Genomic DNA, 11589 nt, shown 5'->3' on the forward strand with positions numbered 1-11589 from the left:
AGGAGCATTGATGTCCGGTCACGATTCCGGTAACGCAAAGCGCGGGCGAGCGTCGTTTGGCGCATTCGTCCGCAAGCCGGTCGAGCGCGACGTTGTCGCGAGCGCCGGTGAGGCTGCCGAGCAGGGCAGTCTCGAAGCGGTGCAAGCCTGGCCCGACGATGCTGTCGAGGTCGGGGCAGTGGTCGACGCCTATGGCCTGAAAGGCTGGATCAAGGTTGCGACGCATGCCGACGCCGGTCGCGGTGGCGATGCGCTGCTCGACGCGCGCCGCTGGTGGCTGGAACGGGGTGGGGAGCGGTTGTCCGCTCGCATCCTGCAGTCGAAAACGCACGGCGACACAGTCGTCGCGCATGCCGCGGGTGTCAGCGACCGCGATGCCGCATTGGCTTTGCGCGGCTTTCGCGTGTTCGTGCGCCGGGAAGATTTCCCGGCATTGGCCGCGGACGAATTCTATTGGGTCGACCTGATCGGTCTCGAGGTCGTCAACGAGCAATCGGTGGCGCTTGGGACAGTGAGCGGGATGATCGACAACGGCGTGCATTCGATCATGCGCGTCGAGTATCCGGCAGTCGGCAAGGATGGTCAGCCGACCACCGACGAACGGCTGATTCCGTTCGTCGGCGTATTCGTCAAGACGGTGGATCAGGCGGCACGTCGCATCGTCGTCGACTGGGAAGCCGATTACTAATGAACCAGGTTACGGAGAGCGCGGTGCAGTTCGACGTCGTCACGCTCTTTCCCGAAATGTTCCGCGCGCTGACCGACTGGGGGATTACCAGCCGGGCCGTGAAGCAGGAGCGCTTCGGGTTGCGCACCTGGAACCCGCGTGATTTCACGACGGACAACTACCGCACGGTCGACGATCGTCCGTACGGTGGCGGTCCGGGCATGGTGATGCTGGCCAAGCCGCTCGAGGCCGCGATCGGCGCTGCGAAGGCAGCGCAGGCGGAGCAGGGCGTCGCGAGCACGCGTGTGGTGATGATGTCGCCGCAAGGTGCGCCGTTCACGCACGAACGTGCGGTGCGGATGGCGCAGGAGCCTGGTGTCATCGTGCTGTGCGGCCGCTACGAGGCGATCGATCAGCGTCTGCTCGACCGTTGTGTGGACGAGGAAATCAGCCTCGGCGATTTCGTTCTGTCCGGTGGCGAACTGCCGGCGATGGCGATGATGGATGCCGTCGTGCGCCTGCTGCCCGGCGTGCTGAACGATGCGCAGTCAGCCGTGCAGGACAGCTTCGTCGACGGGCTGCTCGATTGTCCGCATTACACGCGCCCCGAGGAATACGAGGGAATGCGCGTGCCGGACGTGCTGCTCGGCGGGCATCATGCCGAGATCGAGCGGTGGCGCCGCCAGGAAGCATTGAAGAATACGTTGCGGAAGCGGCCGGATCTGATCGTCCGGGCGCGCCGCGAGAAGTTGTTGAGCCGGGCCGACGAGGCTTGGCTTGCGAACCTCGCACGCGAAGCGAAGAACGCCTCCTGAGGCGGCGTCGCGGGCGGGAAATGGCGGTGCCGTGCATGCGTGCGCGGCGCCTGATGTGAATCCATCCTCTGTCGGGGCCAGGCCTGGAAGCAGGCGGGCGCAAACGCCGACAAGATGGCTTTAGGAGTCAGTGATGAATCTGATTGCAAAACTTGAGCAGGAAGAGATCGAGCGCGCGCTCGCCGGCAAGACGATCCCCGAATTCGCCCCGGGCGACACGGTGATCGTGAACGTGAATGTGGTTGAAGGTACCCGCAAGCGCGTTCAGGCTTACGAAGGCGTCGTGATCGCGATTCGCAACCGTGGTCTGAACTCGAACTTCATCGTCCGCAAGATTTCGTCGGGCGAAGGCGTCGAGCGTACGTTCCAGACCTACTCGCCGCTGCTGGCGAGCATCGTCGTCAAGCGTCGCGGTGATGTGCGTCGTGCGAAGCTGTACTACCTGCGCGAGCGTTCGGGCAAGTCGGCTCGAATCAAGGAAAAGCTGGTGTCGAAGGATCGCACCGCAGCAGCTTCCCAAGAGTAAGAGCTGTAAGGAAAAAGCACCCTCCCGGGTGCTTTTTTCATTCTGGCGCGACAATATGCTCGATACGTCACGAACCGAGAGTCCCATTGAATCGCCGCCCCATCGTTGATCCCGAAGTGCTGCCGGTCGAAGGCACCGGCGCCGGCCTGCCGTCCATCGATGCACGCCTGATGACGCCGCCCGGGCTGCGCGAACGTTTCGCGCGCACGCTCGAATGGAACGTCGAGCCCGGCGAGGCTCGCCTGGTGGAGGGCGTCGATCCGCGCAGCGCCGCCGTCCTCATACCGCTCGTGGTTCGCGAGAGCGGCCTCACAGTGCTGCTGACCCAGCGCGCCGATCACCTGAACGACCATGCCGGACAGATCAGCTTCCCCGGCGGCCGTCGCGAGTCGTACGATCGCGATGCGACGGCGACCGCGTTGCGCGAGGCGAAGGAAGAAATCGGACTGGCGGCCGAACGGGTGGAGATTCTCGGTGCGCTGCCCGACTACCTGACGGGTACCGGCTTCTGCGTGACGCCCGTCGTGGGGCTCGTGCATCCGCCATTCACCGTGCAGGCCGACGCGTTCGAAGTCGCCGAGATTTTCGAGGTGCCGCTCGCGTTCCTGATGAGTCCCGCGAACCACCAGGTGCGCGTGTTCCGCTGGGAAGGCGGCGAGCGTCGTTTTTTTGCGATGCCCTATCCGAATGGAGAATCGGCCGGGCATTACTTCATCTGGGGCGCAACTGCCGGCATGTTGCGCAATCTGTACCGCTTCTTGGCAGCCGGATAGCATCCCGCCCGATCGTGCCCACGCGGCCGGCTCGCGGCCCGTCGCGCCAGCAGCCATGCGTCGCTTACGCTGTGCTATCGTTATGCAAAAAATGACATAACTCGGAAGACGGCGCCACGCATGACTTTCTTTTCGGTTCTCCTCGCTCTCATCATCGAACAGGTCCGCGCGTTGTCGCCAAGCAATCCGGTGTTCGCGCTGTTCCAGTTTCATGCGGAAACCGTCGCGCATGGCCTCGACGCTGGCAAGCAAAAGCATGGCGTGCTCGCTTGGCTCGCAGTCGTGCTGCCGTGGGTGCTGGTCGTCGCGCTGATCTACTTCCTGCTGTACAAGGTGAGCTTCGTGCTCGCGTTCATCTGGAACGTCGTCGTCGTGTATTTCACGCTCGGCTTCCGCCAGTTCAGCCACTACTTCACCGATATCCATCTCGCGCTCAACAACGACGACGTGCCGCGCGCCCGCGAAATCCTGCACGAATGGACAGGCCTCGACACGGTCGACATGCCGGTCGGTGAAATCGTCCGCCATACGCTGATTCATGCGGTCGTTGCGTCGCATCGCCACGTGTTCGGCGTGTTCTTCTGGTATGTGCTGCCGATCGGTCCGGCAGGCGCCGTGCTGTATCGCATCTCTGAATATCTCGCGCGCAGCTGGTCGACGCCGGGCGACGATCGCACGGCCGCGTTCTCGACGTTCGCGCAGCGGGCGTTCTTCGTGATCGACTGGATTCCGTCGCGGTTGACCGCGCTCGGCTTCGCGATCGTCGGCAACTTCGAGGATGCGATCTACGCGTGGCGCAATCACACGCGCCAGTGGCCCGACCCGAACGACGGCGTGCTGCTCGCGGCCGGTAGCGGCGCGCTCGGCGCGCGCCTCGCGGGGCCGCTCGCGGAACCGTCGAGCCTCGACGCGCTGGCGGTCGGCGACAGCGGTCCGTTGACGGTGGGTGACGATTGCACGCCGCGCACGCTGCAGTCGGCGGTCGGCCTGGTGTGGCGCGCCGTGATCCTGTGGATGATCCTGCTGTTGATGCTGACGCTGGCGGTCTGGGTATCGTGACGCGCTCGCCCGGCGCCCGATGAAATGACAAGGCCGGCTCGATGCCGGCCTTTTTGCTGTGCGTCAGGTCAATCCGGTCAGTCGTCGAGCGGATCGCGCACGGCGCCGCATTGCCAGCAGGCGGTGAACTGAGCCTCGAGTGCCTCGCCGCACTGCCGGCAGCGCCATGACGCGGCGCCGGCCGATGGGCCGTGTGACGCCGCATCGAGAAGCCGCCGCGCGAGCGCATCGTCGCGCTCGTCGTCGAGCCACAGTTCGGGCGCGCATGCGTCGGCGGGCAGGCCGCCGAGCGCACCGGGCGCGTAGCAGTTGTGCAGCTCGCAACCGATGCCGGCCACCTGCAGCACGTTCGCCCAATGCTGCGCAGTGGCGAGATCGGGGGCCTTGAAACGCATCGCGGCTCCTGTCGGTGAAGGCCGGCCCGGCCGCCTTCTGCCCGCCGTGCGGTCAGCGGACGATCTGGCTGGCCTCGTGCACGAGCTGCGCGTAAAGCGCATGCCGCGACGGCGCAATGCGGCCGTCGGCCACGGCGTCGAGAATCGCGCAGCCGGGCTCGTGCAGATGATGACAATTATAGAAACGGCAGTCCGCCAGCAGCGGGCGGAATTCCGGAAACGCGCGCTCGAGGCGCCCTTCCGTCAGGTGATACAGGCCGAATTCCTGGAAACCCGGCGAATCGATCAGCGCGCCGCCGCCTTCGAGCGGGTAGAGGCGCGTGAACGTCGTCGTGTGGCGGCCGCTGTTGAGCGCGGCCGAGATTTCGCGGGTCGCGGCCTCGGCATCGGGCACGAGCAGGTTCACGAGCGTCGACTTGCCCATCCCGGACTGGCCGAGCAGGATCGTCGAGTGCCCGGCCAGATGGGGCATCAGCTGCGCGCGCGCATCGTCGGGCGAGCCCTTCACCGACAGTTCGAGGACGTCGTAGCCGAGCGCACGGTAGGGCGCCAGGCGCTCACGGGCGACCGGCAGCGCGGCTTCGACGTCGATCTTGTTCAGCACGACGAGCGGCTTCAGTTCGTTCGCTTCGGCCGCGATCAGTGCGCGGCCGAGCAGATCCTCGCTGAAATAGGGCTCGGTCGCGAGCACGATCAGCAGCTGGTCGAGGTTGGCCGCGAACAGCTTCGACTTGAACTGGTCGGAGCGGTACAGAAGGTTGCGCCGCTCGCCGATCTCGACGATCACGCCCTGGTCGGCCGATGCCTGTTCGTACACGACGCGGTCGCCGACCGCGATCTCGCTTTTCTTGCCGCGCGGGAAGCACTGCAGCATCGGGCCGCCGTCGTCGGGCGCGACGATGTAGTGGCGACCGTGCGCCGCGATCACGCGACCTTCGACACGCTGCGCGCCCGATGCGCGCGGGGCCGGCTTGCGGGAGGTCGGCCGGCTCATGCGTGCTGCATCAGGCGATCGATCCGCTGCGACGCAGGCGGATGCGAGTAGTAGAAGGCCGTATAGACGGGGTCGGGCGTGAGCGTCGACGCGTTGTCTTCGTAGAGCTTCACGAGCGCGCTGACGAGATCCTGGGCGTCGGTCTGGCTGGCCGCGAACGCGTCGGCCTCGAATTCATGCTTGCGCGACGTGAGGCTGCTGAACGGTGTCGCGAAGAACAGGAACACGGGGATCGCGAGGAAGAACAGCACGAGCGCGGCGCCCGCGTTGCTCGTGTCGAGCGACGGCGTGACGCCGAGCCCCGTATAGAACCACGTGCGCTGCGCGAGCCAGCCGAGCAGCGCGAGCAGCACGAGGCTCAGCACGAACGACACGAGCATCCGCTTCATCACGTGGCGGCGCTTGAAGTGGCCGAGTTCGTGCGCGAGCACGGCCTCGATTTCCTCGCCGGACAGCCGCGCGAGCAGCGTATCGAAGAATACGATCCGCTTCGATGCGCCGAAGCCCGTGAAGTACGCGTTGCCGTGCGCGGAACGGCGGCTGCCGTCCATCACGAACAGGCCCTTCGCCGCGAAGCCGCACCGTTTCATCAGCGCCTCGATGCGCGCGCGCAGCGCTTCGTCCTTCAGCGGTTCGAACTTGTTGAAGATCGGCGCGATGAAGGTCGGGTAGATCAGCAGGACGAGCATCTGGAACGCGACCCAGACGATCCAGGTCCACAGCCACCACAGGCTGCCGGTCTGGTTCATCAGCCACAGCACGACGAACAGCAGCGGCAGGCCGAGCACCGCGCCGAGCAGCGTGTTTTTCAGCATGTCGGTGAAGAACAGGCGCTTGGTCATCCGGTTGAAGCCGAACCGCTGTTCGATCCCGAACTGGCGGTAATACTCGAACGGCACGTCGATCACGCTCGTGATCACGAGCACGGCGGCGACGAGCGCGACCTGCTGCCCGTAGCCGCGGCCGAACCAGCCCGTCAGCAGCGTGTCGAGCGCGCCGACCCCGCCGAGCAGCGTAAGGCCGACCAGCACGGCCGCGCTCACGACGATCTCGAGCATCGCCAGCCGCGTGCGCTCGACCGTGTAGTCGGCCGCGCGCTGGTGGGCGGTCAGCGGAATGGTGGCGCTGAACTGCGCGGGCACGCCGTTGCGGTGTGCGGCGACGAAGCGGATCTGCCGCGACGCGAGCCACAGCTTGGTGACGACCATCGCGAGCACGGCGATCGCGAACAGCAGGGTGAACGAAAAGGGTGACATCGAAGGCGCCAAAGGGTTCTATGCGAGAATTATATGTTCTTGCGGACCGGGCCCGCTCACGCGATGCCGCCCGCCGTCCGCCATTTTCCAGGATGACTCATGACCGATACCGCCGCTTCCGCCAGCCAGCCCGCGCTCGTGCGCAACGAGTTGAACCTCGTCTGGCTCGACATGGAGATGACGGGCCTCGACCCGGATAACGACCGCATCATCGAAATCGCGGTCGTCGTGACCAATTCCACGCTCGACATCGCGGTGGAAGGCCCCGTGTTCGCGATCCACCAGAGCGACGAAACGCTCGCGAAGATGGACGACTGGAACAAGTCGACGCACGGCCGTTCGGGGCTGATCGACCGCGTGCGCGCGTCGACCGTGACCGAGGCGGACGCCGCCGCGCAGCTGCAGGCGTTCCTCGCGCAGTACGTGTCGCCCGGCAAGTCGCCGATGTGCGGCAACTCGATCTGCCAGGATCGCCGCTTCATGGCGCGCTGGATGCCGGAATTCGAGCGGTTCTTCCACTACCGCAACCTGGACGTGAGCACGCTCAAGGAGCTGTGCCGCCGCTGGCAGCCCGCGATCTACAAGGGTTTTCAGAAGCGCGCGATGCATACGGCGCTCGCGGACATCCACGAATCGATCGACGAGCTGAAGTACTACCGCGAGCATTTCCTGATTCCGGCCGCGTCGGCGCCGGCAGGCGAGTCCGCGCCGGCCGCCTGAGCGGGCCGGCACGCGCTCGGCGCCCGATACACGCTCAGCGCCGTGCGCTCTTCGGCCGGAACGCCGCGACCACCGCGGCGTCGGTCTCGATGTACGGGCCGCCGATCAGGTCGATGCAGTAGGGCACCGCGGCGAAGATGCCGGGCACGGTCGACTTGCCGTCGGCGTCGCGCAGCCCTTCGAGCGTTTCCCGGATCGACTTCGGCTGGCCGGGCAGGTTGATGATCAGCGCCGCATGGTCGGCCGTCTCGCGGATCACCGCGACTTGCCGCGACAGGATCGCGGTCGGCACGAAATTCAGGCTGATCTGCCGCATCTGTTCGCCGAATCCCGGCATTTCCTTCGTTGCCACGGCCAGCGTGGCTTCCGGCGTCACGTCGCGGCGCGCGGGGCCGGTGCCGCCGGTCGTCAGCACCAGATCGCAGCCGGCGACGTCGACGAGTTCGGCCAGCGTGGCGGAGATCGTCGGCGCGTCGTCCTGGATCAGGCGCGTTTCGGCGCGCCACGGCGAGACCAGCGTGCCGGCGAGCCACTCCTGCAGCGCCGGAATGCCCTTGTCCTCGTAGACGCCCCTGCTGGCGCGATCGCTGATCGACACGAGGCCGACGACGAGTTCGTCCGGGTGGTTACGCTTCGTCGTCATGGTCGTCCCCAGCCTCGTCGGCCGCTTCGTCATCCCCGCCGGGCGTCCCGCTCGCGGTCTTGATCCACTGGAACAGCTCGCGGAAATAGCGCGGCGGCTTGCCTTGCTGGGCTTCCTTGCGCGCGTTGCGGATCAGCGTGCGGCCTTCCTGGATGTCGGCTTCGGGGTGCTGGCGGAGGAATTCGGTCAGCGCGTCGTCGTTGGCGAGCAACTGGTCGCGCGTACGCTCGATCCAGTGCAGGCGGGCCGTTGCGGCCTTGTTCACGCCGCGCTGCGCGTCGAGCGCGGTGCGCAGCGCGGCCGTCTCGTCGTCGGTCAGCGTGCGCATCACGCGGCCGACGTACTGGAGCTGGCGGCGCTTGCCTTCGTGATCGGTGATCCGGCGCGCCTCGCGAACGGCGTCCGACAGACTTTCGGGCATCGGCATGCGTTTCAGCGCGTCTTTCGGCAGATCGACGAGCGCCTGGCCGAGCACCTGCAGCTCGTGCATTTCGCGCTTCAGTTGGGATTTGCTGGGGCGATCGTAGCCATTGTCGTCGACTTCGGCGGCATGCTCGATCGGCTGGATTCGGGTTTTGCGTGTCATGGGCGGCATTGTATCGCGGTGCGGACACCCCAAGCTTGTCTGTGCCCGGCCCCGGACCTTGCTATGATCGCGGGATACGTAACATTTTGACCATGCGGGCGCCCGCCCGCCACCGGATACCAAGACGATGGCAGCCAATCTCGACGTACAAGCGCGCTATTTCCCGCACACGCAGGACCAGCTCAAAGAAATTGCCTCGGACATCCTCCGCCACGCGAAGGCGCTCGGCGCGACGGACGCCGCCACCGAAATCTCCGAAGGCGACGGCCTGTCGGTGTCGGTGCGCCGCGGCGAGGTCGAGACGATCGAACACAACCGCGACAAGATGGTCGGCGTGACGGTGTTCATCGGCAAGAAGCGCGGCAACGCGAGCACGTCGGACTTCTCGCCGGCCGCGATCAAGGATACCGTCGCTGCCGCATACAACATCGCGCGCTTCACGGCAGAGGACGACGCGGCCGGTCTCGCCGAGGCCGAGCTGCTCGAAACGGACCCGCGCGACCTCGACCTTTATCACCCGTGGGCGCTGACGGCCGACGAGGCCGTCGAGCTCGCCCGCCGCGCGGAAGACGCCGCGTTCGCGGTCAGCCCGCAGATCCGCAACTCGGAAGGCGCGAGCGTGTCGGCGCAGCATTCGCAGTTCGTGCTCGCGACGTCGCGCGGCTTTCTCGCCGGTTATCCGTACTCGCGCCACTACATCGCATGCGCGCCGATCGCGGGCAGCGGTCGCCACATGCAGCGCGACGACTGGTATTCGTCGAAGCGCAGCGCGGTCGATCTCGCAGCGCCGGAAGCCGTCGGGCGCTACGCAGCCGAGCGTGCGCTCGCGCGGATGGGCGCGCGCCGTCTCGACACCCGCAAGGTACCCGTGCTCTTCGAGGCACCGCTCGCGGCCGGCCTGCTCGGCGCGTTCGTGCAGGCCGTCAGCGGTGGCGCGCTGTACCGCAAGACGTCGTTCCTCGTCGACAGCCTCGGCAAGCCGGTGTTCGCACCGCACGTCCAGGTCGTCGAGGATCCGCACGTGCCGCGCGCGATGGGCAGCGCGCCGTTCGACGAAGAGGGCGTGCGCACGCGTGCGCGCAGCGTCGTCAAGGACGGTGTCGTCGAAGGCTACTTCCTGTCGACCTATTCGGCGCGCAAGCTCGGCACGAAGACGACCGGCAACGCGGGCGGCTCGCACAACCTCGCGCTGCGCAGCTCGGACACGCAGCCGGGCGACGACTTCGACGCAATGCTGAAGAAGCTCGGCACGGGCCTGCTGCTGACCGAGCTGATGGGGCAGGGCGTGAACTACGTGACCGGCGACTATTCGCGCGGTGCGGCCGGCTTCTGGGTCGAGAACGGCGTGATCCAGTATCCGGTCGAGGAAATCACCGTCGCGAGCACGCTGCAGGAGATGTTCCGGCATATCGTCGCGATCGGCGCGGATTCGATCGTGCGCGGGACGAAGGAAACGGGCTCGGTGCTGATCGAGCAGATGACGATCGCCGGGCAGTAAGCGGCGCGGCATCGGCCGCCAGGATACGAAAAAGCCCGACCGGCGCGAGCCGGTCGGGCTTTTTTATCGCGTGCCGCGTGTCAGTCAGTCGCGCTTGCGCGCGTAGACGACGAACGCATAGCCGAACGTGTTCGGCGCGGCCGCCTGATGCGGTTCGCGCGACACTTCGTGCCAGTGCGCGGAATCGGGCGCCGGGAACGACGCATCGCCGTCGAAGTCCGCGTCGATCTCGGTGACGATCAGCTTGTCGGCGAGCGCGAGGCCTTCCGCATAGAGCTGCGCACCGCCGATCAGGAATGCTTCGGCCGCTCCGTCACGCGCGGCGAGCGCGAGCGCGTCGGCGAGCGACGTGACGGTGTCGCAGCCGTCGAAGCGGCGCGCTGCGTCGCGCGTGACGACGATGTTGCGGCGCCCCGGCAGCGGCCGGCCGATCGACTCGTGGGTCTTGCGGCCCATCACGATCGGTGCGCCCATCGTCGTGCGCTTGAAGAATGCGAGGTCCTCGGGAAGTTTCCAGGGCAACTGGTTGTCGCGGCCGATGATGCCGTTGCGGGCACGCGCGACGATCAGGGTCAACGTCGTCATGAAGGTCGGGGAAGAGGAGAACCGGAATGGCGCCGATTCTACCGGAACGGCGGCGCGCGCCGGCGTCGATGCGGATGCGCCGTTCCGGCGCGTGCGCACATCGTCGCTGCTCGCGACGATGTGCGGCCTTCGCATCGCGACGTCCTGAATAAAAAGAGTGCCCGCCGGGGGACGGACACGAAAACGGTTCGCGTCGATATGTCGACGATACCGGGCGCGATCGGCATGGTCCGCTGCGCATCAATTCAATATGGCATCCTGATCAAATTTCGGGTGTGCGATATCGCATGCGTATCATTGAACGATGCCGTTGCGGGCATGTCCTGCCATCGCTTGCTGCGCGTTGTCGGGCCGCGGCGCGGGGATCGGCACTGGCACCGGCACCGGCGGCGGAGACCGCGGGGCGATTTCGTCCCACAGCGTCACCGATGCCTTGTCGGCCGAATACGGTTGCGGCACCGTCACGGGGACGATGCCGAAGCCGTTGTCCCGTTGCATGCTCGATGCACTGTCGACGAGCAGCGTCGCGTGTGCGGGCGTCACGCTTTCGTCTGCACGTATCGACATGAACGGGAGCGCGGCGAAGAGCGCAAACGTTGTCTGCAAGAAGGTAAGCAAAATGAGTTTGCGCATGGTCGCTTGCTCCGATCTGTCATGAATTCAGCGAAATACATGCCATCGCGCCACAAGCGTTGTCCCGCCTGCGATTCACGCGCGGGCGTTGTGAGTCGCGATCGAAAGTGCCGGAAAATGTTTCAGGCTTGAAACGAAGGGGCTCAGGAATACTGCGGATTCAATCGATACGCTTCAAGGATGAAAATCGGCGCGTGTGTCGATGCAAGTACGGGTCGCTACGCATGTTATGTGCAGACGATTGATGAACGTCGACCTCTGAGCGATTCGGCCGCTCGCCCATCTGCGCTGCAATCGATTTGTCGTATTCGGCGCCTATAACTAAGTAAGCTGTCTTGATCAAAAAATAACTGGACGCGAGATAAGCGCCATCATGCGAGGCTCTGTCGTTGCCGCGCATCGGCATGGCGAATCGAGCGGCTTCGGCTGACCCGGTTCG

Annotated in this window: 14 protein-coding genes; 7 read left to right on the forward strand and 7 right to left on the reverse strand. The window is 65.9% G+C overall.

The features are described from left to right. Positions 1-10 precede the first annotated feature (10 nt). The 5 genes from rimM (at position 11) to LMA02_RS04930 (ending at position 3840) form a co-directional block, all read left to right on the forward strand. A complete protein-coding gene (rimM, locus tag LMA02_RS04910; protein ID WP_228907132.1) occupies positions 11-688 on the forward strand; it encodes a ribosome maturation factor RimM in 678 nt (225 codons plus the stop codon). Further along, positions 688-1482 (forward strand): tRNA (guanosine(37)-N1)-methyltransferase TrmD, encoded by a 795-nt coding sequence (trmD, locus tag LMA02_RS04915; RefSeq protein ID WP_006761287.1) that lies wholly within the window; start codon positions 688-690, stop codon positions 1480-1482. The genes rimM and trmD overlap by 1 nt, the downstream gene beginning before the upstream one ends. 133 nt (positions 1483-1615) lie before the next feature. Beyond that, complete coding sequence (gene rplS / locus LMA02_RS04920) at positions 1616-2008, forward strand: 50S ribosomal protein L19 (RefSeq protein ID WP_006761288.1); 393 nt, start codon at positions 1616-1618, stop codon at positions 2006-2008. Between the two features lie 86 nt (positions 2009-2094). Beyond that, positions 2095-2781, forward strand: a complete 687-nt coding sequence (locus tag LMA02_RS04925) for a CoA pyrophosphatase (RefSeq protein WP_228907133.1) — start codon at positions 2095-2097, stop codon at positions 2779-2781. 120 nt (positions 2782-2901) lie between these two features. Next, the gene (locus LMA02_RS04930) at positions 2902-3840 is read left to right on the forward strand and encodes a CobD/CbiB family protein (protein WP_228907134.1); all 939 of its coding nucleotides are present in this window, start codon (positions 2902-2904) and stop codon (positions 3838-3840) included. Between the two features lie 77 nt (positions 3841-3917). On the opposite strand, the gene LMA02_RS04935 is transcribed toward LMA02_RS04930, so the two are convergent. From LMA02_RS04935 to LMA02_RS04945, 3 genes are read right to left on the reverse strand one after another with little or no spacing between them, the layout of a single operon-like run. Then, positions 3918-4235: a DUF2007 domain-containing protein gene (locus LMA02_RS04935; protein ID WP_228907135.1), complete on the reverse strand. Its 318-nt coding sequence runs from the start codon at positions 4233-4235 to the stop codon at positions 3918-3920. A gap of 52 nt (positions 4236-4287) precedes the next feature. Continuing rightward, positions 4288-5229 carry a ribosome small subunit-dependent GTPase A gene (gene rsgA / locus LMA02_RS04940; RefSeq protein WP_228907136.1) on the reverse strand — a complete coding sequence of 314 codons (942 nt, stop codon included), beginning with the start codon at positions 5227-5229 and terminating at the stop codon, positions 4288-4290. Beyond that, a complete protein-coding gene (locus LMA02_RS04945) occupies positions 5226-6485 on the reverse strand; it encodes a M48 family metallopeptidase (protein WP_228907137.1) in 1260 nt (419 codons plus the stop codon). Before LMA02_RS04945 ends, rsgA begins: the two co-directional genes overlap by 4 nt. 99 nt (positions 6486-6584) lie before the next feature. Here LMA02_RS04945 and orn point away from each other — a divergent pair, with 99 nt between their 5' ends. Continuing rightward, positions 6585-7205 (forward strand): oligoribonuclease, encoded by a 621-nt coding sequence (gene orn / locus LMA02_RS04950; protein WP_057928086.1) that lies wholly within the window; start codon positions 6585-6587, stop codon positions 7203-7205. A 34-nt stretch (positions 7206-7239) separates the two neighbouring features. On the opposite strand, the gene mog is transcribed toward orn, so the two are convergent. Together mog and yjgA are read right to left on the reverse strand one after the other, a co-directional pair. Next, positions 7240-7848: a molybdopterin adenylyltransferase gene (gene mog / locus LMA02_RS04955; protein WP_228907138.1), complete on the reverse strand. Its 609-nt coding sequence runs from the start codon at positions 7846-7848 to the stop codon at positions 7240-7242. Further along, positions 7832-8434 (reverse strand): ribosome biogenesis factor YjgA, encoded by a 603-nt coding sequence (yjgA, locus tag LMA02_RS04960; protein ID WP_279607027.1) that lies wholly within the window; start codon positions 8432-8434, stop codon positions 7832-7834. Before yjgA ends, mog begins: the two co-directional genes overlap by 17 nt. 127 nt (positions 8435-8561) lie before the next feature. Here yjgA and pmbA point away from each other — a divergent pair, with 127 nt between their 5' ends. After that, positions 8562-9932: a metalloprotease PmbA gene (gene pmbA, locus LMA02_RS04965; RefSeq protein WP_166722823.1), complete on the forward strand. Its 1371-nt coding sequence runs from the start codon at positions 8562-8564 to the stop codon at positions 9930-9932. Positions 9933-10016: 84 nt separating this feature from the next. On the opposite strand, the gene LMA02_RS04970 is transcribed toward pmbA, so the two are convergent. Continuing rightward, a complete protein-coding gene (locus tag LMA02_RS04970; protein ID WP_228907139.1) occupies positions 10017-10517 on the reverse strand; it encodes a dihydrofolate reductase in 501 nt (166 codons plus the stop codon). A 294-nt stretch (positions 10518-10811) separates the two neighbouring features. Beyond that, a complete protein-coding gene (locus LMA02_RS04975) occupies positions 10812-11084 on the reverse strand; it encodes a hypothetical protein (protein WP_228907140.1) in 273 nt (90 codons plus the stop codon). Positions 11085-11589 lie beyond the last annotated feature (505 nt).

It is taken from the genome of Burkholderia sp. B21-005, from assembly GCF_020843965.1.
Classification (GTDB): domain Bacteria; phylum Pseudomonadota; class Gammaproteobacteria; order Burkholderiales; family Burkholderiaceae; genus Burkholderia; species Burkholderia ambifaria.

Excerpts from the sequence above, each read along its gene's own strand:
- rimM (WP_228907132.1), top strand. The coding sequence starts at position 11 with ATGTCCGGTCACGATTCCGGTAACGCAAAGCGCGGGCGAGCGTCGTTT.
- trmD (WP_006761287.1), top strand. The coding sequence starts at position 688 with ATGAACCAGGTTACGGAGAGCGCGGTGCAGTTCGACGTCGTCACGCTC.
- rplS (WP_006761288.1), top strand. The coding sequence starts at position 1,616 with ATGAATCTGATTGCAAAACTTGAGCAGGAAGAGATCGAGCGCGCGCTC.
- LMA02_RS04930 (WP_228907134.1), top strand. The coding sequence starts at position 2,902 with ATGACTTTCTTTTCGGTTCTCCTCGCTCTCATCATCGAACAGGTCCGC.
- LMA02_RS04935 (WP_228907135.1), bottom strand. The coding sequence starts at position 4,235 with ATGCGTTTCAAGGCCCCCGATCTCGCCACTGCGCAGCATTGGGCGAAC.
- rsgA (WP_228907136.1), bottom strand. The coding sequence starts at position 5,229 with ATGAGCCGGCCGACCTCCCGCAAGCCGGCCCCGCGCGCATCGGGCGCG.
- LMA02_RS04945 (WP_228907137.1), bottom strand. The coding sequence starts at position 6,485 with ATGTCACCCTTTTCGTTCACCCTGCTGTTCGCGATCGCCGTGCTCGCG.
- orn (WP_057928086.1), top strand. The coding sequence starts at position 6,585 with ATGACCGATACCGCCGCTTCCGCCAGCCAGCCCGCGCTCGTGCGCAAC.
- mog (WP_228907138.1), bottom strand. The coding sequence starts at position 7,848 with ATGACGACGAAGCGTAACCACCCGGACGAACTCGTCGTCGGCCTCGTG.
- yjgA (WP_279607027.1), bottom strand. The coding sequence starts at position 8,434 with ATGACACGCAAAACCCGAATCCAGCCGATCGAGCATGCCGCCGAAGTC.
- pmbA (WP_166722823.1), top strand. The coding sequence starts at position 8,562 with ATGGCAGCCAATCTCGACGTACAAGCGCGCTATTTCCCGCACACGCAG.
- LMA02_RS04970 (WP_228907139.1), bottom strand. The coding sequence starts at position 10,517 with ATGACGACGTTGACCCTGATCGTCGCGCGTGCCCGCAACGGCATCATC.
- LMA02_RS04975 (WP_228907140.1), bottom strand. The coding sequence starts at position 11,084 with ATGTCGATACGTGCAGACGAAAGCGTGACGCCCGCACACGCGACGCTG.